Source organism: Pseudomonas sp. P1_A1 (assembly GCF_056406935.1).
The window spans coordinates 109,634-127,583 of sequence record NZ_JBFTZE010000012.1 but is presented as its reverse complement, the minus strand read 5'-3'; the positions used below and the strand labels follow the sequence as shown (position 1 = coordinate 127,583).

The following is a 17,950-nucleotide window of genomic DNA, read 5'->3' as shown; positions in this document are numbered from 1 at the left end:
ACTACGGATGGAGGAAGTCGATATGTCATTGGTCAGTCATTGGGAACATGAATACGACAAGGTGAAGGTGCGCCTGCACGGGCTGTTCACGCGGCTGGAAATGGCTTGGAAGAAGCTCGTCAGCGAGCTTGAACCGGAGGAGTACCAGGCCATCGTCGCGCTGCTGCAACGGGGGCATGATCAGGCGCAATACGTGCTCAAGCACGGCGACTTGCCGGACGATCAACCGAGTGTGCCGTGGGAGTTGTCACACGGCTTGTCGATCCTGCACATCGGCAACGCCAGCCCGTTGCCGCAATCGGTAGACGAACTGCAAACCCGAGTGCTCAAGGACGGCAGCCTGCTCGGTTGTCGCAAATGGGAGCTGCTGGATCTGTTGTGGAGCGAAGCGCTGCTCAAGTGGATCGAGAACCTGCGGCATCACGCACCGTTCGCCACCAACCCGGCGTTGATGCGCATGGACAGTGACGTGACACTGGCCATCGCCGGCGACTGGGGCACCGGGCCGTTCGACAGCCATGCCCCGGCAGTAGCGGTGGCCAATCAGATGCAACTGGCCCAGGCCGACTTCACCATCCATTTGGGGGATGTGTATTACGCCGGCACTCGCTCCCAGGAAGACGTCGACATGGTCGGCTGGCCGATGGGCAAGCAGGGCTCGTTCACCCTCAACTCCAACCACGAGATGTACAGCGGCGCCCATGGCTACTTCAAGGAACTGGCCAAGCGTTTCCCGGCGCAACAGGGCACCAGCTATTTTGCGTTGTACAACGATGACTGGCTGGTGATCGGGCTCGACACGGCTTATGCCTCGGATCCGATTAACCTGTACATGGACGGTGCGTTGAACAAACAGCAGATCGACTGGATGAAAGACCTGCCCCAACGCAAGAAGATCATGGTGCTCAGTCATCATCAGGGCTTCGACATTACCGGGCATGACAAGACGGCGTTGTATCAGCCGGTGTGTGATGCCTTGGGGCGCGAGCCGGATTACTGGTACTGGGGGCATTTGCACAACGGCATCTGCTACGCCACCCAGGGTGGGCTGCATGCACGTTGCGCCGGGCACGGGGCGATTCCTTACGGCAATGCCAGCGAGTTGAACGGGCATTCGCGGGTGCTGTGGTCGGAAACGCAAAATGCGCGGGATAAGGCGTACCCGGATCGGGTGTTGAACGGTTATGTGAAGGTGCGGCTGGTGGGGGAGAACATCGAAGAGACGTTTATTGGCGAGGATGGGTCGGTGCGGTGGTCTTCGGTATTACAGTAATTGTGCGTTGCCGTTGAAAAGATCGCAGCCTGCGGCAGCTCCTGCAGGTGTACACAAAACCCTGTAGGAACTACCGCAGGCTGCGATCTTTTGATCTTGATTAACCCTGAACCGGCACACCTTTGAGGTACGGCGCAGGCTCGGCCCCCAGGTTGTTCAACAGACGCTCGCTGTACCAGTCCACAAAGTTCACCACACCGAACTCATAGGTCTTGGAGTAAGGCCCTGGCTGGTACGCGGTGGAGTTGATCCCGCGCTGGTTCTCTTCGGCCAGGCGACGGTCCTGGTCGTTGGTCGCATCCCAGACCTGGCGCATGCGCTCTACGTCATAGTCCACGCCTTCGACCGCGTCCTTGTGCACGATCCACTTGGTGGTAACCATGGTTTCCTGGGCGCTGATCGGCCACACGGTGAACACAATGATGTGGTCGCCCATGCAGTGGTTCCACGAGTGCGGCAGGTGCAGGATGCGCATCGAGCCCAGGTCCGGGTTCTTGATCCGGCCCATCAGTTTGGCGCAGCCTTGTTTGCCGTCCATGGTCATCGATACGGTGCCCTTGAGCAGCGGCATGCGCACGATACGGTTACGCAGGCCGAAACTGGCGTGGGCGTAAGGGATCTTCTCGGCTTCCCAGGCAGCAGCGGAAGCCGCTACGTGGTCCTTGAAGGCCTGGTCGGCACGCGGGTCGGTGACGTCGTCCCATTCCAGCAGGGTTTTCAGCAGTTCCGGGTGCGACGCGTTGCAGTGGTAGCACTCGCGGTTGTTTTCCAGCACCAGTTTCCAGTTGGCTTTTTCCATCAAGGTGGTTTGTACCGCCACCTTGGTGTTTTCCATATCGTACGGTTCCATGTAATGGCTGAGCGTCGACAGGAAGTCGTCGATGGCTGGCGGGTTTTCCGCCAGGCTGATGAAGATGTAACCGCCAGCGGTTTTCACGTTTACCGGCTTGAGGCCGTACTGCTTCATGTCGAAGTCGGCGCCCATTTCGGTGCCGGCGAACAGCAGGCGACCGTCCAGCTCGTACGTCCACTGGTGGTAGTGGCAGACCAGTTTGGCGACTTTGCCTTTTTCACTGGTGCACAGGCGTGAACCACGATGGCGGCAGACGTTGTGGAACGCATGCACCACGCCATCGGCGCCGCGAATCACGATGATCGGGTTCTTGCCGACCTGCAGGGTCAGGTAGTTGCCCTTGGTCGGGATCTCGCAGGTCATGCCGGCGATCAACCACTCTTTCTGGAAGATTTCCTGCATGTCGATATCAAACAGCCGCTCGTCAGAGTAAAACGGCTGCGGCAGCGAGAAAGTACGCTCGCGCTCTTGCAGCATCTGTGCGGTGGCCTTGCGTGCGGGTTCCAGTGGATCGCCCAGGCTCAGGGTAGTGGTGACCATCGTTTAATCCTCAAGGCCATTCTGTGTGGCCGGCGAAAGTGGCTAATCAGGTTTGCTGCTCAGGTTGCTACGCAAGGTGTAAAGATTATGTCTTGGTATGGGGCGAGTGTGGGGCCGGCGTTGCTCGGAACCTTATCCATGGGCGACATGGCCCAATCTGTTCCCGACGCGCAACCCCCGGTAATTGGGGGCTGGTCGCGATAAGTATGTGAATGTCGCAGATAGGTAAATGGCGGGGCTGCGCTATACGCAGAATCGCCAACATAAAGGCCGGTAGTCGGCCGTGGAGATCAGCATGTCCAACAACTTCCTGAACCCGGTAACCACCCAGACCTGGGCCAATGGTCGACACATTGTCCGTTGTGTCAAAGTCATCCAGGAAACCTGGGATGTGCGCACCTTCTGCTTTATGGCCGACCAGCCGATCCTGTTCTTCTTCAAGCCCGGGCAGTTCGTCACCCTGGAGCTGGAAATCGAAGGCGTGCCGATCATGCGCTCCTACACCATTTCCAGTTCGCCGTCGGTGCCGTACAGCTTTTCGGTGACCATCAAGCGCGTGCCGGGCGGCAAAGTGTCCAACTGGCTGCACGACACCCTGCATGAAGGCCAGGAGCTGGCGGTGCACGGGCCGGTCGGGCTGTTCAACGCCATGGACTTCACCGCGCCAAAAGTCCTCTACCTCAGCGGCGGTGTCGGCATTACCCCGGTCATGTCCATGGCCCGCTGGTTCTACGACACCAACGGCAATGTCGACATGGTGTTTATCCACAGCGCCCGTTCGCCCAAAGACATCATTTACCACCGCGAACTGGAGCACATGGCGTCGCGGATCGACAACTTCAGTCTGCACCTGATCTGCGAGAAGCATGGTCTGGGTGAGCCGTGGGCCGGTTATCGCGGTTACCTGAACCACAAGATGCTCGAACTGATGGCGCCAGACTTCCTTGAGCGTGAAGTCTTCTGCTGCGGCCCGACCCCGTACATGAATGCGGTCAAGCGCATGCTCGAGGCGGCGGGTTTCGACATGAAGCGTTATCACGAAGAATCCTTCGGCGCGACGCCGCCGGAAGCCCGTGCCGACGCCGTGGAACAAGCCGAACAAGCAGCGGACGCGCCGGAAGTCGACGCGGCGGATCTGCACCAGGTGGAATTCACCGCCTCCGGAAAGAGCATTCGCGTGGCTCCGGGCGAAACCGTGCATGCGGCGGCGGCCAAGCTGGGTCTGCTGATCCCGAAAGCCTGCGGGATGGGGATCTGCGGGACGTGCAAGGTGATGAAGCTGGGCGGCGAGGTCGAAATGGACCACAACGGCGGGATTACCGAGGAAGACGAAGCCGAAGGGTACATCCTGTCTTGCTGCAGCGTGCCGAAGGGTGACGTGCGGATCGAGTATTGATCGGTCGAGATGGCCACTGAATAACTCCCGTAGGAGCTACCGAAGGCTGCGATCTTTTGATCTTGATCTTAAAAAGTAAAGTCAAAAGATCGCAGCCTTCGGCAGCTCCTACAGGGTGTGTAGATCCATCAATCAATGAACAGATCCGGCATCAGCGGCGCGTCGCTGTCCGGCTCAAATCGATAGTGATCAAACTCGGTTGCACCCTGTTCGCGCAAAATCTCCTCATCGATCAATAACCGACCGGTAATGCTGCGACCGCTGCTGTCGAGAATGATGTAGGCGGCATCCGCCATGATCGCGGGTGTGCGGGCATATTTGAACGACTCGCGTGATCCGAGCTGAAATTCGATGGCGGCCGTGGCGATCATGGTCTGCGGCCAGAGGGAGTTGACGCTGATGCCGTAAGCAGCGAATTCCTCGCTCATGCCCAGGGTCAGCATGCTCATGCCGTATTTGGTCACTGTGTAGGGGCTGTACTGGGCGAACCATTTGGTGGCCAGGTTCAGCGGCGGTGACAGGTTGAGGATGTGGCCGCCGGATTTTTTCAGATAGGGCAGGGCGGCCTGGCTGCACAGCAGCACGGCGCGGGTGTTGATCTGGTGCATCAGGTCGAAGCGCTTGAGTTCGATGTGCTGCACGCCGGTCAGCTTGATCGCTCCTGCATTGTTGATCAGTGCGTCGATGCCGCCGAAATGCTCATTGGCGTCAGCCAGGGCCTGGCGCACGATGGCTTCATCGCGCACATCCACCTCCAGGGCCAGCGCCTTGCCGCCCGCGGCTTCGACTTCCGCCGCCACACTGAAGATGGTGCCAGGCAGTTTGGGGTGAGGGGCGGCGCTTTTTGCCGCAATCACGATATTGGCCCCGTCCCGCGCGGCCCGCAGTGCAATCTCACGCCCGATCCCGCGACTGGCGCCGGTGATGAACAGGGTTTTGCCTTGTAGTGACATGCGTACGCTCCCAATGGGTGTGATCCGAGCGGATCGAAAGGGCTCGCAGTCAATGTAGACCAAGTCTTGCGGATTGAAGTCGAACGCTAAATGATCGTTCCCACGCTCTGCGTGGGAATGCCTCTTGGGACGCTCTGCGTTCCTGCCTCACCGCTGATGCGACGCAGAGCGTCATGGGCTGCATTCCCACGCAGAGCGTGGGAACGATCAGTTTGATGAGGGAGTCAGGCTGTCATCACGTGCCGAATATCCGCCGCCAGTTCCCGCACGCGTTCTTCTTCGGTGTCCCACGAGCACATGAACCGTGCACCGCCGTTGCCGATGAAGGTGTAGAAGCGCCAGCCCTTGGCGGTCAGTGCGGCGATGGCCGGTTCCGAGAGTTGCAGGAACACGCCGTTGGCCTGCACCGGGAACATCAGTTCCACGCCAGGGATGTCGCTCACCAGTTCGGCCAGCAGCTGCGCGCAGTGGTTGGCGTGGCGGGCGTATTTGAGCCAGGCGTCGTTTTCCAGAATCCCGACCCAGGGGGCCGAGAGGAAGCGCATCTTCGACGCCAGTTGCCCGGCCTGTTTGCAGCGGTAGTCGAAGTCTTCGGCCAGTTTGTGGTTGAAGAACAGAATCGCTTCGCCCACCGCCATGCCGTTTTTCGTACCGCCAAAGCACAGCACGTCGACACCGGCCTTCCAGGTCAGGTCGGCTGGTGAGCAACCCAGATAGGCGCAGGCGTTGGAGAAGCGGGCACCGTCCATGTGCAGGTTCAGGCCCAGTTCTTTGCAGGTGACGCTGATGGCGCGGATTTCTTCCGGGGTGTACACGCTGCCGACTTCAGTGGCCTGGGTCAGGGTCACGACGCGCGGTTTCGGGTAGTGGATGTCTTGGCGCTTGAGGGCGATTTCGCGGATCGATTCCGGGGTCAGCTTGCCGTTTTCGGTGCGGGCGATGAGCAGCTTGGAACCGTTGGAGAAAAACTCCGGCGCKCCGCATTCGTCGGTTTCGACGTGGGCGGTTTCCGAGCAGATCACGCTGTGGTAACTCTGGCACAGCGACGACAGCGCCAAGGAGTTGGCCGCGGTGCCGTTGAAGGCGAAGAACACTTCGCAGTCGGTTTCGAACAGTTTGCGGAATTGATCCGCGGCGCGTGCGGTCCACTCATCGTCGCCATAAGCGCGCTGGTGGCCGTGGTTGGCCTGTTCCATGGCAGCCCAGGCTTCAGGGCAGATACCGGAATAGTTGTCGCTGGCGAATTGTTGGCTCTTGTCGGTCATGGCCGGCTTCCGTGATCGAGGCGCTTGTGGCGCTTCGTTGGTCAATGATGATGTGCACTTTACCGAAGATCGTCCGGGGAGCACACGGGATGAGTCTGTCAGAAAAATACAAACGCCTTGGGCAATTATGCACATGACGCAGAGGGACGGTGCACTGGATCTGCTCAAGTGGCTGGCGCTGTTGAGCATGGTGCTCRATCACCTGCGATATGTCGGTTATTCCCTCGATCTGTTGTATGTGCCGGGCAGATTGGCGTTCCCGTGGTTCTGTCTGGCGATGGCGGCGAACCTGGCGCGTGTCCGTACAGTGGCGACCGATGGCCAGTGGCGCTACCTCGGTTGGTTGTTGCTGTTTAGTGCCCTGAGCGAAATTCCCTATCGGATGTACATTCCTGATCACGACACCTTGAATGTATTGCCTACGCTGGTCATGGGGTTGCTGGTGGCCCGTGGCTGGCAGCACGGGCCAGTTCAGTCGCGTCTGTTGGCGGTCGTTGCCTTGGTGCTGGCGGCACTGTTCCCGCAGCGATTGATGTTCGGCTTCTTCGGCGTGCTGTTGCCACTGGCGATGTTGCTGGTGATCCGGCGGCCCTGTTATTTCAGCCTGCTGCCGGGGCTGGTGTGCCTGGCGGCCAATCAATGGCAAGTGCTGTATTCCGCTGCCTGGTTCGGCAGTGGTGCGGCGATCCTCGGTATTGCCGCTTGTCTGATTGCGCCATTGTCGGGCCTGCTGCTATTGCGACATGCCCAAGGCATCCAGCCACCACCGATGCGCCGCTGGGCCTACGCCCTCTATCCCGGGCATTTCCTGCTGTTGCTGGCTCTACGCCAAGTCATTGCCTGACCCCTGTAGGAGCTGCCGAAGGCTGCGATCTTTTGATCTTCTAAAAGCCAAATCAAAAGATCGCAGCCTTCGGCAGCTCCTACAGGGGCGTGCAAAACCCCGCTCCCGCGGTTCATGTCGTAAACGCACCTTTGCGTGGCGTCCATAGGCATTTGACCTGTCTGCGCCGGTCATACCATCGCATCCAAAGGGCACTGCCGTAACGCCAGTGCCTTACCGAGACGAATGGCGCATAGATGCCGCTGGGAGAGACGCGATGTTCAGCAAGCAAGACCAGATCCAGGGTTACGACGATGCACTGCTGGCGGCGATGAATGCCGAGGAGCAACGCCAGGAAGATCACATCGAGCTGATCGCGTCAGAGAACTACACCAGCAAGCGCGTGATGCAAGCGCAAGGCAGTGGCCTGACCAACAAATACGCCGAAGGCTATCCAGGCAAGCGCTACTACGGTGGCTGCGAGCACGTCGACAAGGTTGAAGCGCTGGCCATCGAACGCGCCAAGCAATTGTTCGGTGCCGATTACGCCAACGTGCAGCCGCACTCCGGTTCTTCGGCCAACAGCGCCGTTTACCTGGCCCTGTTGCAAGCCGGCGACACCATCCTGGGCATGAGCCTGGCCCACGGCGGTCACCTGACCCACGGCGCCAAAGTGTCGTCCTCGGGCAAGCTGTACAACGCCGTGCAGTACGGCATCGATACCAAGACCGGGCTGATCGATTACGACGAAGTCGAGCGTCTGGCCGTCGAATGCAAGCCGAAGATGATCGTCGCCGGTTTCTCGGCCTACTCCAAGACCCTCGATTTCCCGCGTTTCCGCCAGATCGCTGACAAGGTCGGTGCCCTGCTGTTCGTCGACATGGCTCACGTCGCCGGTCTGGTCGCTGCTGGTCTGTACCCGAACCCGCTGCCTTACGCCGACGTAGTGACCACCACCACCCACAAGACCCTGCGCGGTCCACGTGGTGGCCTGATCCTGGCCAAGGCCAACGAAGAAATCGAGAAGAAGCTCAACGCCGCAGTATTCCCTGGTGCCCAGGGCGGCCCGTTGATGCACGTCATCGCCGGTAAAGCAGTGTGCTTCAAGGAAGCACTGGAGCCCGGCTTCAAGGCCTACCAGCAACAAGTGATCGACAACGCCAAGGCAATGGCCGGCGTATTTATCAAACGCGGCTACGATGTAGTGTCCGGCGGTACCGATAACCACCTGTTCCTGGTCAGCCTGATCCGTCAGGGCCTCACCGGTAAAGAGGCGGACGCAGCACTCGGTCGCGCCCACATCACCGTGAACAAGAACGCTGTCCCGAACGATCCACAGTCACCGTTCGTGACCTCCGGCCTGCGTATCGGTACCCCGGCGGTGACCACTCGCGGCTTCAAGGTCGCCCAGTGCACGGAACTGGCCGGCTGGATCTGCGACATTCTCGACAACCTCGGCGACGCCGATGTCGAGGCCAATGTCGCCAAGCATGTGGCAGCCCTGTGCGCGGACTTCCCGGTTTATCGCTGAGTGCGGTTTTGGAGTAAATGACTATGCAACGCTACTCGGGCTTCGGCCTCTTCAAGCACTCTCTCAGCCACCACGAAAACTGGCAGCGCATGTGGCGCACGCCGACCCCGAAAAAGGTCTACGACGTGGTCATCGTCGGCGGTGGCGGGCATGGTCTGGCGACCGCCTACTACCTGGCCAAGGAACACGGCATCACCAACGTGGCCGTGGTCGAGAAAGGCTGGCTGGGCGGCGGTAACACCGCGCGCAACACCACCATCGTGCGTTCCAACTACCTGTGGGACGAGTCGGCGCACCTGTACGAACACGCGATGAAATTGTGGGAAGGCCTGTCCCAGGACCTGAACTACAACGTGATGTTCTCCCAGCGTGGCGTCTACAACCTGTGCCACACCCTGCAGGACATTCGTGATTCCGAGCGTCGGGTCAGCGCCAACCGCCTCAACGGCGTGGACGGCGAACTGCTCGATGCCAAGCAAGTGGCGGACGAGATCCCGTACCTCGACTGCTCGAAGAACACCCGCTACCCGGTGATGGGCGCTACCGTCCAGCGTCGCGGCGGCGTGGCCCGTCACGATGCCGTGGCGTGGGGCTTTGCCCGTGCCGCCGACGCCTTGGGCGTGGACCTGATCCAGCAGACCGAAGTGATCGGTTTCCGTAAGGAAAACGGTGTGTGCATCGGTGTTGAAACCAACAAGGGCTTCATCGGCGCCAAGCGCGTTGGTGTGGTGACTGCCGGTAACTCCGGGCACATGGCCAAACTCGCCGGTTTCCGTCTGCCGATCGAATCGCACCCGCTGCAAGCGCTGGTGTCCGAACCGATCAAGCCGATTATCGACAGTGTGATCATGTCCAACGCCGTACACGGTTACATCAGCCAGTCCGACAAGGGCGACCTGGTGATCGGCGCCGGTATCGACGGCTACAACGGCTACGGCCAGCGTGGTTCGTACCCGGTGATCGAGCACACCATCCAGGCCATCGTCGAGATGTTCCCGGTGCTGTCGCGCGTACGCATGAACCGTCAGTGGGGCGGCATCGTCGACACCACGCCGGATGCGTGCCCGATCATCTCGAAGACTCCGGTACCGAACATGTTCTTCAACTGCGGTTGGGGCACCGGTGGCTTCAAGGCAACACCTGGCTCGGGCAACGTGTTTGCCGCCAGCCTGGCCAAGGGTGAAATGCACCCATTGGCTGCACCTTTCTCCATCGACCGCTTCCACAGCGGTGCGTTGATCGACGAACACGGCGCTGCAGCAGTCGCCCACTAACAGGAGAAATCCCTATGTTGCATATCTTCTGTCCTCACTGTGGCGAACTGCGCTCCGAAGAGGAATTCCATGCATCCGGCCAGGCGCACATCCCGCGTCCACTGGATCCGAACAGCTGCACCGACGAGGAGTGGGGCGACTACATGTTCTTCCGCGATAACCCTCGCGGTCTGCACCACGAACTGTGGGATCACGTCGCCGGTTGCCGTCAGTACTTCAACGTGACCCGTGACACCGTGACCTACGAGATTCTCGAAACCTACAAGATCGGCACCAAGCCGCAGTTCACCGACAAGACCGACAGCCCGAAAGCGGCCGCCACGGCTCTGGGAGAGAAGGTATGAGCCAGATCAATCGCCTGTCCAACGGCGGACGCATCGACCGCAACAAAGTGCTGAGCTTCACCTTCAACGGCCAGGTCTACAAAGGCTTTGAAGGCGACTCCCTGGCCGCCGCCTTGCTGGCCAACGGTGTCGATATCGTCGGCCGCAGCTTCAAGTATTCGCGCCCACGCGGCATCTTCGCCGCCGGTGCCGAAGAGCCGAACGCCGTGCTGCAGATCGGTGCGACCGAAGCCACGCAGATCCCGAACGTACGCGCCACGCAACAAGCGCTGTACCAAGGCCTGGTCGCCACCAGCACCAACGGCTGGCCAAGCGTGAACAACGACATGATGGGGATTCTCGGCAAGGTCGGCGGCAAGCTGATGCCACCGGGCTTCTACTACAAAACCTTCATGTACCCGCAATCGTTCTGGATGACTTACGAGAAGTACATTCGTAAGGCAGCAGGTCTTGGCCGTTCGCCGACCGAGAACGATCCGGACACCTACGACTACATGAACCAGCACTGCGACGTGCTGATCGTCGGCGCTGGCCCTGCGGGTCTGGCGGCTGCACTGGCGGCTGCCCGCAGCGGTGCCCGTGTGATCCTGGCCGATGAGCAGGAAGAGTTCGGCGGCAGCCTGCTCGATTCCCGCGAAAGCCTCGACGGCAAGCCTGCCACCGAGTGGGTTGCCAGCGTCATCGCCGAGCTGAAAAACACCCCCGACGTGCTGCTGTTGCCGCGCGCCACGGTCAACGGTTACCACGACCATAACTTCCTGACCATTCACGAGCGCCTCACCGATCACCTCGGCGACCGCGCCCCGATCGGCCAGGTGCGTCAGCGCATCCACCGGGTTCGCGCCAAGCGCGTGGTGCTGGCCACCGGCGCTCACGAGCGTCCACTGGTTTACGGCAACAACGACGTGCCGGGCAACATGCTCGCCGGCGCTGTGTCGACTTACGTACGTCGCTACGGCGTGGCACCGGGCAAGAAACTGGTGCTGTCGACCAACAACGACCACGCCTACCGCGTTGCCCTGGACTGGCTCGACGCCAGCCTGCAAGTGGTGGCCATCGCCGATGCCCGCAGCAACCCTCGCGGTGCGCTGGTGGAAGAGGCTCGTGCCAAAGGCATTCGCATCCTGACCGGCAGCGCCGTGATCGAGGCCCGTGGCAGCAAGCACGTGACCGCCGCTCGCGTTGCAGCGATTGATGTAAAAGCACACACCGTGACCAGCCCGGGCGAATGGCTCGATTGCGACCTGGTCGCCAGTTCCGGCGGTTACAGCCCAGTGGTTCACTTGGCTTCGCACCTGGGTGGCAAGCCGATCTGGCGTGAAGACATCCTCGGTTTCGTACCGGGCGAAGCACCGCAGAAACGCGTGTGCGTCGGTGGCATCAATGGCGTCTACAGCCTCGGCGATTCGTTGGCCGATGGTTTTGAAGGCGGTGCTCGCGCTGCCAGCGAAGCCGGTTTCGGCAAGGTCGAAGGCGTACTGCCCAAAGCCCTGAGCCGTCTGGAAGAGCCAACGCTGGCGCTGTTCCAGGTGCCTCACGAGAAAGCCACTGCCCGTGCGCCGAAGCAATTCGTCGACCTGCAGAACGACGTCACCGCGGCCGCCATCGAACTGGCGACCCGCGAAGGCTTCGAATCGGTCGAGCACGTCAAGCGCTACACCGCACTGGGCTTCGGCACCGATCAGGGCAAGCTCGGCAACGTCAACGGCCTGGCCATTGCCGCCCGTTCGCTGAACGTGACCATCCCGCAGATGGGCACCACCATGTTCCGTCCGAACTACACGCCGGTGACTTTCGGCGCCGTGGCCGGTCGTCACTGTGGGCACATCTTCGAGCCGGTGCGCTTCACCGCGCTGCATCACTGGCACGTGAAGAACGGCGCCGAATTTGAAGACGTCGGTCAGTGGAAACGTCCTTGGTACTTCCCGAAAAACGGTGAAGACCTGCATGCCGCGGTTAAACGCGAATGCAAAGCCGTGCGCGACAGCGTCGGCCTGCTGGACGCTTCGACCCTGGGCAAGATCGACATCCAGGGCCCGGACTCCCGCGAGTTCCTCAACCGCATCTACACCAATGCCTGGACCAAGCTCGACGTGGGCAAGGCGCGCTACGGCCTGATGTGCAAAGAAGACGGCATGGTGTTCGACGACGGCGTGACTGCATGCCTGGCCGACAACCATTTCGTGATGACCACCACCACCGGCGGCGCTGCGCGCGTGCTGCAATGGCTGGAAATCTACCACCAGACCGAATGGCCAGACCTGAAGGTGTACTTCACTTCCGTGACGGATCACTGGGCAACCATGACCCTGTCCGGGCCGAACAGCCGCAAGCTGCTCAGCGAAGTCACCGATGCCGACCTGAGCAACGATGCCTTCCCGTTCATGACCTGGAAAGAAGCCCTGGTCGGTGGCGTGCCGGCGCGGATTTTCCGGATTTCGTTTACCGGTGAGCTGTCGTACGAAGTCAACGTGCAGGCCGACTATGCGATGGGCGTGCTGGAAAAAATTGTTGATGCTGGCAAGAAGTACAACCTGACGCCATATGGCACTGAAACCATGCACGTGCTGCGGGCCGAGAAGGGCTTCATCATCGTCGGTCAGGACACTGACAGCTCGATGACCCCGGACGACCTGAACATGGGCTGGTGTGTCGGTCGCACCAAACCGTTCTCGTGGATCGGCTGGCGTGGCATGAACCGCGAAGACTGTGTACGTGATCAGCGCAAACAGCTGGTTGGCCTGAAGCCGATCGATCCGACCAAATGGCTGCCGGAAGGTGCGCAACTGGTGTTCAACACCAAGCAAGCCATCCCGATGACCATGGTGGGTCACGTGACTTCCAGTTACCTGCACAACTCCCTGGGCTATTCGTTTGCCATGGGCGTGGTCAAGGGCGGCTTGAAGCGCATGGGTGAGCGGGTGTTCGCACCGCTGGCCGACGGCAGCGTGATCGAGGCGGAAATCGTTTCTTCGGTGTTCTTCGATCCGAAAGGCGATCGCCAGAACGTGTAATCGATCACCCCCCGCGCCAGGCGCGGGGGGCGACAAAGAATTCAGGACAGGTGCTTTATGACCGCAGCCAATGTTTACCAACAACGCCCAACCACCGGGGCCAAGGCCGAGTCGTCGCTGCATCATGCCGACCTCGCCAGCCTGGTGGGCAAGGGTCGCAAGAACGCCGGCGTGATCGTGCGTGAGAAAAAACTCCTCGGTCACCTGACCATCCGTGGCGATGGCCACGACGCCGCGTTCGCCGCTGGCGTGCACAAGGCCCTCGGCATCGAATTGCCAGGTGCGCTGACCGTGATCATCAAAGGCGAAACCAGCCTGCAATGGATGGGGCCGGATGAATGGCTGCTGATCGTGCCGACCGGTGAAGAATTCGCCGCCGAGAAAAAACTCCGTGAAGCACTGGGCGACCTGCACATCCAGATCGTCAACGTCAGCGGTGGCCAGCAGATCCTCGAACTCAGCGGCCCGAACGTGCGTCAGGTGCTGATGAAGTCCACCAGCTACGACGTGCACCCCAACAACTTCCCGGTGGGCAAGGCTGTTGGCACGGTGTTCGCCAAGTCGCAACTGGTGATCCGCCATACCGCCGAAGACACTTGGGAACTGCTGATTCGCCGCAGCTTCTCGGATTACTGGTGGTTGTGGTTGCAGGATGCGTCGGCTGAGTACGGGCTTAGCGTTCAGGCCTGACATGATCGTTCCCACGCTCTGCGTGGGAATGCATCCCGGGACGCTCCGCGTCCCAAAGCGGACGCAGAGCGTCCATGGCGGCGTTCCCACGCAGAGCGTGGGAACGATCAGTTTCGCTACAGGAGTCACCGCACTATGAGCCGCGCCCCAGACACATGGATTCTGACCGCCGACTGCCCCAGCGTCCTCGGCACCGTGGATGCGGTGACCCGCTTTCTGTTCGAGCAGGGCTGCTACGTCACCGAGCACCATTCCTTCGATGACCGGCTCTCGGGTCGTTTCTTCATTCGCGTGGAATTTCGGCAACCCGACGGTTTCGACGAACAAGCGTTCCGCGCCGGTTTGGCAGAGCGTGGTGACGCCTTCGGCATGGTCTTCGAACTGACTCCGCCGAACTACCGGCCGAAAGTGGTGATCATGGTCTCCAAGGCCGATCACTGCCTCAACGACTTGCTCTACCGCCAGCGCATCGGCCAGTTGTCGATGGACGTGGTCGCGGTGGTCTCCAACCACCCGGACCTCAAGCCGTTGGCCGACTGGCACCAGATTCCGTACCACCACTTTCCGCTGGACCCCAACGACAAACCATCGCAAGAGCGCCAGGTCTGGCAGGTGATCGAAGAGGCCGGCGCCGAGCTGGTGATCCTTGCCCGCTATATGCAGGTTCTGTCGCCAGAGCTGTGCCGCAAACTCGATGGCAAGGCAATCAACATTCACCACTCCCTGCTGCCGGGCTTCAAGGGCGCCAAGCCGTATCACCAGGCCTACAACAAAGGCGTGAAGCTGGTCGGCGCCACGGCGCATTACATCAACAACGATTTGGATGAAGGTCCGATCATCGCCCAGGGCGTGGAAGCGGTGGATCACAGCCACTATCCCGAAGACTTGATCGCCAAGGGGCGGGATATCGAAGGGCTGACCCTGGCGCGGGCCGTGGGTTATCACATTGAAAGACGCGTGTTCCTTAACGCTAACAGGACAGTTGTTCTCTAGCGTTTTTACTGCCTGAAAAGATCGCCTGTCTCTGTAGGAGCTGCCGGAAGGCTGCGATCTTTTGATTTACCGAGCAATCAACGCGCCGCCGCTTCCTGGCGACGCGACCGCTACATAAAAACAACAGCGAGGTGAAAGCATGTCTGGTAATCGTGGTGTGGTGTATCTCGGCGCTGGCAAGGTCGAAGTACAGAAAATCGACTATCCCAAAATGCAGGACCCGCGTGGCAGGAAGATCGAGCACGGTGTCATCCTGCGCGTAGTTTCCACCAACATCTGTGGTTCCGATCAGCACATGGTGCGCGGGCGTACCACCGCTCAGACCGGTCTGGTGCTGGGCCACGAGATCACGGGTGAAGTGATCGAGAAGGGCAGCGGTGTCGAGAACCTGCAGATCGGCGACTTGGTGTCGGTTCCTTTCAACGTTGCCTGTGGCCGTTGCCGTTCGTGCAAAGAGCAACATACTGGCGTCTGCCTGAGCGTTAACCCGGCGCGTCCGGGCGGTGCCTATGGTTACGTCGACATGGGTGACTGGACCGGTGGCCAAGCCGAATACGCGTTTGTGCCGTATGCCGACTTCAACCTGCTGAAACTTCCAGATCGCGACCGGGCCATGGAAAAAATCCGTGACCTGACCTGCCTCTCCGACATCCTGCCCACCGGTTACCATGGCGCAGTGACTGCCGGCGTTGGCCCTGGCAGCACCGTGTACATCGCCGGCGCCGGCCCGGTTGGCCTGGCAGCTGCCGCTTCCGCTCGCCTGCTGGGTGCTGCGGTGGTGATCATCGGTGATGTCAATCCGATCCGCCTGGCCCACGCCAAGGCACAGGGTTTCGAAATCGCCGACCTGTCGACGGACACCCCACTGCACGAACAAATCGCTGCACTGTTGGGCGAACCGGAAGTGGACTGCGCCGTCGATGCCGTAGGCTTCGAAGCTCGCGGTCACGGTCATGCCGGCGTGAAGCACGAGGCTCCGGCCACCGTACTCAACTCGCTGATGGGCGTGGTTCGCGTCGCTGGCAAAATCGGTATTCCTGGCCTGTACGTCACCGAAGATCCGGGTGCAGTGGACGCCGCCGCGAAAATGGGCAGCCTGAGCATTCGCTTCGGCCTGGGCTGGGCCAAATCCCACAGCTTCCACACCGGCCAGACGCCAGTGATGAAGTACAACCGCCAGCTGATGCAGGCGATCATGTGGGACCGCATCAAGATTGCCGAAATCGTGGGTGTGGAAGTCATCAGCCTGGATGACGCGCCACGGGGTTACGGCGAGTTCGACGCGGGCGTGCCGAAGAAGTTTGTGATCGATCCGCATAAGTTGTTTAGTGCGGCGTAAGGCTTGGAGCAAGACGGAAAAAAGGGCGACAGTGATGTCGCCCTTTTTTATTCTTCTATGGGGTTCTTAACGCTTGGTGAGAAGTTGTAATAGAGTCGATATAACTATATTGCCCGGATTAAATAAAAACAGGTGCTGCAGGTTAGAAAGGAAATGTGTGGGCTAGCTGTCGAGGGGCAGTGGTTTGTTGGTGTATTCGTGGCCGACAATTGTAATGTTGATTGCGTAGAGCTGTCCGTTGTCACCTTGGACGACATCATACGTTACCTTATCGCCGACCTTCGGATGATAGTCGCCTGGGTTGATGCAAAAAATAATCGGCTGAATGTCCGAATCTATATTTTCCAAGCTTTTCGATGGCAGCGACGTAGAGTCGTTCATAACCAAGTTGCCAAATTGTTCTAGTAGTTTCTCCATCACTGCGACCCCCTTAAAAATAGCCTGCGCATACGGCTATACAGCGCAGGCCTTATTGGATGCTCATACACAGAACGGTGTTTTTTTACTCTGGTTGCACTTGCTCGGCCTGCATTCCTTTCTGCCCTTTTGTTGCTACAAAAGAGACTGTCTGACCCTCTTTCAGGGATTTAAAACCATCGCTTTGAATTGCTTTGAAATGCACAAAAAGGTCTGCGGCACCACTATCTGGTGTAATGAATCCAAAGCCCTTTTCATCATTGAACCATTTAACTTTACCCTTTTCTCTGTCAGACATGTTGATGCTTCCTACCTAAGCGAAAACGAAGAAATGTGAGCTGCTTTTTACTGATTTACTCACAATTGCTGTTGTTACGAATTCAGCTTAATTATGCTGGACGGAAGCAGCAACTGTCAGAACTGACAGTTTTTTATATCGGTTGGATGTAAATGAAAGCTTTTTTATAGCTGCGAACAAGCCGAAGTATTCCATTGCTATTTTGGCGCTCCGTTCCAGAGGTAAAAATGGCTAACCCCGCAAGGAACAATGCCCCGCAAACCCCGGTCAAATCGGCAGTTTTACCGCTCCTGTTACCGGGCGGTCTTCATGTGGCACAAGAGGATGTCTGGATGAACGTTTCACGCGGTTTTGCATTGGCATCGCTCATGGCTGTCGCTTCGTTGACGACGCTGGCCGCCAGCCCGGCCTTTGCACAGTTAAGCCTTAGCGATGCGGTCAAGGCGGTGTCATCGATACAGGACGACGATGATGTCGAGGGTGTCGAGGCCGATGATGTCGATGGCATCGTGGCGGCGGCGCCCAAGGCGGCCGGTTTGCTCAATACCCTGGGTTCGCAGCTCGACATTACCCCCGAGCAGGCCATCGGCGGTGCCGGTGCGATGCTGGGGCTGGCGAGGAATCAGCTCAGCGGCCAGGACTTCTCCGAGCTGAGCAAAAATGTGCCGGGCCTCGCTCAGATCGCCGGCAACAGTGCCATGGGTAGCCTGACCGGATTGGGTGGGCTGCTTGGCGCCGGTTCGGACAAGAATGCGTTGCTCAATGGCTTGCTGGGTAACGTCAAGGACACCAAGGACCTGAACAACGCCTTCAGCGCTTTGGGCATGGACACCGGGATGGTCGGCGTGTTTGCCCCGGTGATCCTGCAATACCTCGGTCAGCAAGGCGTTGCCGGTTCGTTGCTGCAAAACCTCGGCGGGATCTGGGGCACAGGCGCCGGTAGCTGA

At 59.7% G+C, this 17,950-nt stretch carries 16 protein-coding genes; 11 read left to right on the top strand and 5 right to left on the bottom strand.

Annotated features, from left to right (window positions below):
• The first annotated feature begins 22 nt into the window (after nucleotides 1–22).
• A complete protein-coding gene (locus tag AC1D2Q_RS19050) occupies nucleotides 23–1,273 on the top strand; it encodes a metallophosphoesterase family protein (RefSeq protein ID WP_477814184.1) in 1,251 nt (416 codons plus the stop codon).
• Nucleotides 1,274–1,373: 100 nt separating this feature from the next.
• On the opposite strand, the gene gbcA is transcribed toward AC1D2Q_RS19050, so the two are convergent.
• Nucleotides 1,374–2,666 carry a glycine-betaine demethylase subunit GbcA gene (gbcA, locus tag AC1D2Q_RS19045; RefSeq protein WP_477814183.1) on the bottom strand — a complete coding sequence of 431 codons (1,293 nt, stop codon included), beginning with the start codon at nucleotides 2,664–2,666 and terminating at the stop codon, nucleotides 1,374–1,376.
• Nucleotides 2,667–2,961: 295 nt separating this feature from the next.
• On the opposite strand from gbcA, the gene gbcB reads away from it, so the two are divergent.
• Nucleotides 2,962–4,062: a glycine-betaine demethylase subunit GbcB gene (gene gbcB, locus AC1D2Q_RS19040; protein ID WP_477814182.1), complete on the top strand. Its 1,101-nt coding sequence runs from the start codon at nucleotides 2,962–2,964 to the stop codon at nucleotides 4,060–4,062.
• Nucleotides 4,063–4,190: 128 nt separating this feature from the next.
• Here gbcB and AC1D2Q_RS19035 read toward each other — a convergent pair whose 3' ends face one another.
• Both AC1D2Q_RS19035 and AC1D2Q_RS19030 read right to left on the bottom strand, forming a co-directional pair.
• On the bottom strand, nucleotides 4,191–5,015 hold the full coding sequence (locus AC1D2Q_RS19035; RefSeq protein ID WP_477814181.1) for an SDR family oxidoreductase: 825 nt from the start codon (nucleotides 5,013–5,015) through the stop codon (nucleotides 4,191–4,193).
• 224 nt (nucleotides 5,016–5,239) lie between these two features.
• Nucleotides 5,240–6,280 (bottom strand): threonine aldolase family protein, encoded by a 1,041-nt coding sequence (locus tag AC1D2Q_RS19030; protein WP_018928794.1) that lies wholly within the window; start codon nucleotides 6,278–6,280, stop codon nucleotides 5,240–5,242.
• A 127-nt stretch (nucleotides 6,281–6,407) separates the two neighbouring features.
• On the opposite strand from AC1D2Q_RS19030, the gene AC1D2Q_RS19025 reads away from it, so the two are divergent.
• The 8 genes from AC1D2Q_RS19025 (at nucleotide 6,408) to fdhA (ending at nucleotide 16,288) form a co-directional block, all read left to right on the top strand.
• A complete protein-coding gene (locus AC1D2Q_RS19025; RefSeq protein WP_477814180.1) occupies nucleotides 6,408–7,124 on the top strand; it encodes a TraX family protein in 717 nt (238 codons plus the stop codon).
• A gap of 256 nt (nucleotides 7,125–7,380) precedes the next feature.
• Complete coding sequence (gene glyA, locus AC1D2Q_RS19020; RefSeq protein ID WP_477814179.1) at nucleotides 7,381–8,634, top strand: serine hydroxymethyltransferase; 1,254 nt, start codon at nucleotides 7,381–7,383, stop codon at nucleotides 8,632–8,634.
• 23 nt (nucleotides 8,635–8,657) lie between these two features.
• The gene (locus tag AC1D2Q_RS19015) at nucleotides 8,658–9,908 is read left to right on the top strand and encodes a sarcosine oxidase subunit beta (RefSeq protein ID WP_007936415.1); all 1,251 of its coding nucleotides are present in this window, start codon (nucleotides 8,658–8,660) and stop codon (nucleotides 9,906–9,908) included.
• A 14-nt stretch (nucleotides 9,909–9,922) separates the two neighbouring features.
• On the top strand, nucleotides 9,923–10,252 hold the full coding sequence (locus tag AC1D2Q_RS19010) for a sarcosine oxidase subunit delta (protein WP_007907563.1): 330 nt from the start codon (nucleotides 9,923–9,925) through the stop codon (nucleotides 10,250–10,252).
• Nucleotides 10,249–13,266, top strand: coding sequence for a sarcosine oxidase subunit alpha (locus AC1D2Q_RS19005; RefSeq protein ID WP_477814178.1), 3,018 nt, complete (start codon nucleotides 10,249–10,251; stop codon nucleotides 13,264–13,266). Before AC1D2Q_RS19010 ends, AC1D2Q_RS19005 begins: the two co-directional genes overlap by 4 nt.
• 57 nt (nucleotides 13,267–13,323) lie before the next feature.
• A complete protein-coding gene (locus AC1D2Q_RS19000; RefSeq protein ID WP_305410345.1) occupies nucleotides 13,324–13,956 on the top strand; it encodes a sarcosine oxidase subunit gamma in 633 nt (210 codons plus the stop codon).
• Nucleotides 13,957–14,091: 135 nt separating this feature from the next.
• The gene (purU, locus tag AC1D2Q_RS18995) at nucleotides 14,092–14,949 is read left to right on the top strand and encodes a formyltetrahydrofolate deformylase (protein ID WP_477814177.1); all 858 of its coding nucleotides are present in this window, start codon (nucleotides 14,092–14,094) and stop codon (nucleotides 14,947–14,949) included.
• Between the two features lie 139 nt (nucleotides 14,950–15,088).
• Complete coding sequence (gene fdhA / locus AC1D2Q_RS18990; RefSeq protein WP_018928800.1) at nucleotides 15,089–16,288, top strand: formaldehyde dehydrogenase, glutathione-independent; 1,200 nt, start codon at nucleotides 15,089–15,091, stop codon at nucleotides 16,286–16,288.
• Between the two features lie 162 nt (nucleotides 16,289–16,450).
• On the opposite strand, the gene AC1D2Q_RS18985 is transcribed toward fdhA, so the two are convergent.
• Nucleotides 16,451–16,705, bottom strand: a complete 255-nt coding sequence (locus AC1D2Q_RS18985; protein WP_032830934.1) for a hypothetical protein — start codon at nucleotides 16,703–16,705, stop codon at nucleotides 16,451–16,453.
• A gap of 85 nt (nucleotides 16,706–16,790) precedes the next feature.
• Nucleotides 16,791–17,003, bottom strand: coding sequence for a cold-shock protein (locus AC1D2Q_RS18980; protein ID WP_028939048.1), 213 nt, complete (start codon nucleotides 17,001–17,003; stop codon nucleotides 16,791–16,793).
• A 332-nt stretch (nucleotides 17,004–17,335) separates the two neighbouring features.
• Between AC1D2Q_RS18980 and AC1D2Q_RS18975 the strand changes: the two genes are divergently transcribed.
• Nucleotides 17,336–17,950: a DUF2780 domain-containing protein gene (locus tag AC1D2Q_RS18975; protein ID WP_477814176.1), complete on the top strand. Its 615-nt coding sequence runs from the start codon at nucleotides 17,336–17,338 to the stop codon at nucleotides 17,948–17,950.

Bases quoted from the DNA above. Each gene is read 5' to 3' on its own strand.
- AC1D2Q_RS19050 (WP_477814184.1), top strand. From the start codon at position 23: ATGTCATTGGTCAGTCATTGGGAACATGAATACGACAAGGTGAAGGTG.
- gbcA (WP_477814183.1), bottom strand. From the start codon at position 2,666: ATGGTCACCACTACCCTGAGCCTGGGCGATCCACTGGAACCCGCACGC.
- gbcB (WP_477814182.1), top strand. From the start codon at position 2,962: ATGTCCAACAACTTCCTGAACCCGGTAACCACCCAGACCTGGGCCAAT.
- AC1D2Q_RS19035 (WP_477814181.1), bottom strand. From the start codon at position 5,015: ATGTCACTACAAGGCAAAACCCTGTTCATCACCGGCGCCAGTCGCGGG.
- glyA (WP_477814179.1), top strand. From the start codon at position 7,381: ATGTTCAGCAAGCAAGACCAGATCCAGGGTTACGACGATGCACTGCTG.
- AC1D2Q_RS19015 (WP_007936415.1), top strand. From the start codon at position 8,658: ATGCAACGCTACTCGGGCTTCGGCCTCTTCAAGCACTCTCTCAGCCAC.
- AC1D2Q_RS19010 (WP_007907563.1), top strand. From the start codon at position 9,923: ATGTTGCATATCTTCTGTCCTCACTGTGGCGAACTGCGCTCCGAAGAG.
- AC1D2Q_RS19005 (WP_477814178.1), top strand. From the start codon at position 10,249: ATGAGCCAGATCAATCGCCTGTCCAACGGCGGACGCATCGACCGCAAC.
- AC1D2Q_RS19000 (WP_305410345.1), top strand. From the start codon at position 13,324: ATGACCGCAGCCAATGTTTACCAACAACGCCCAACCACCGGGGCCAAG.
- purU (WP_477814177.1), top strand. From the start codon at position 14,092: ATGAGCCGCGCCCCAGACACATGGATTCTGACCGCCGACTGCCCCAGC.
- fdhA (WP_018928800.1), top strand. From the start codon at position 15,089: ATGTCTGGTAATCGTGGTGTGGTGTATCTCGGCGCTGGCAAGGTCGAA.
- AC1D2Q_RS18985 (WP_032830934.1), bottom strand. From the start codon at position 16,705: ATGGAGAAACTACTAGAACAATTTGGCAACTTGGTTATGAACGACTCT.
- AC1D2Q_RS18980 (WP_028939048.1), bottom strand. From the start codon at position 17,003: ATGTCTGACAGAGAAAAGGGTAAAGTTAAATGGTTCAATGATGAAAAG.
- AC1D2Q_RS18975 (WP_477814176.1), top strand. From the start codon at position 17,336: ATGAACGTTTCACGCGGTTTTGCATTGGCATCGCTCATGGCTGTCGCT.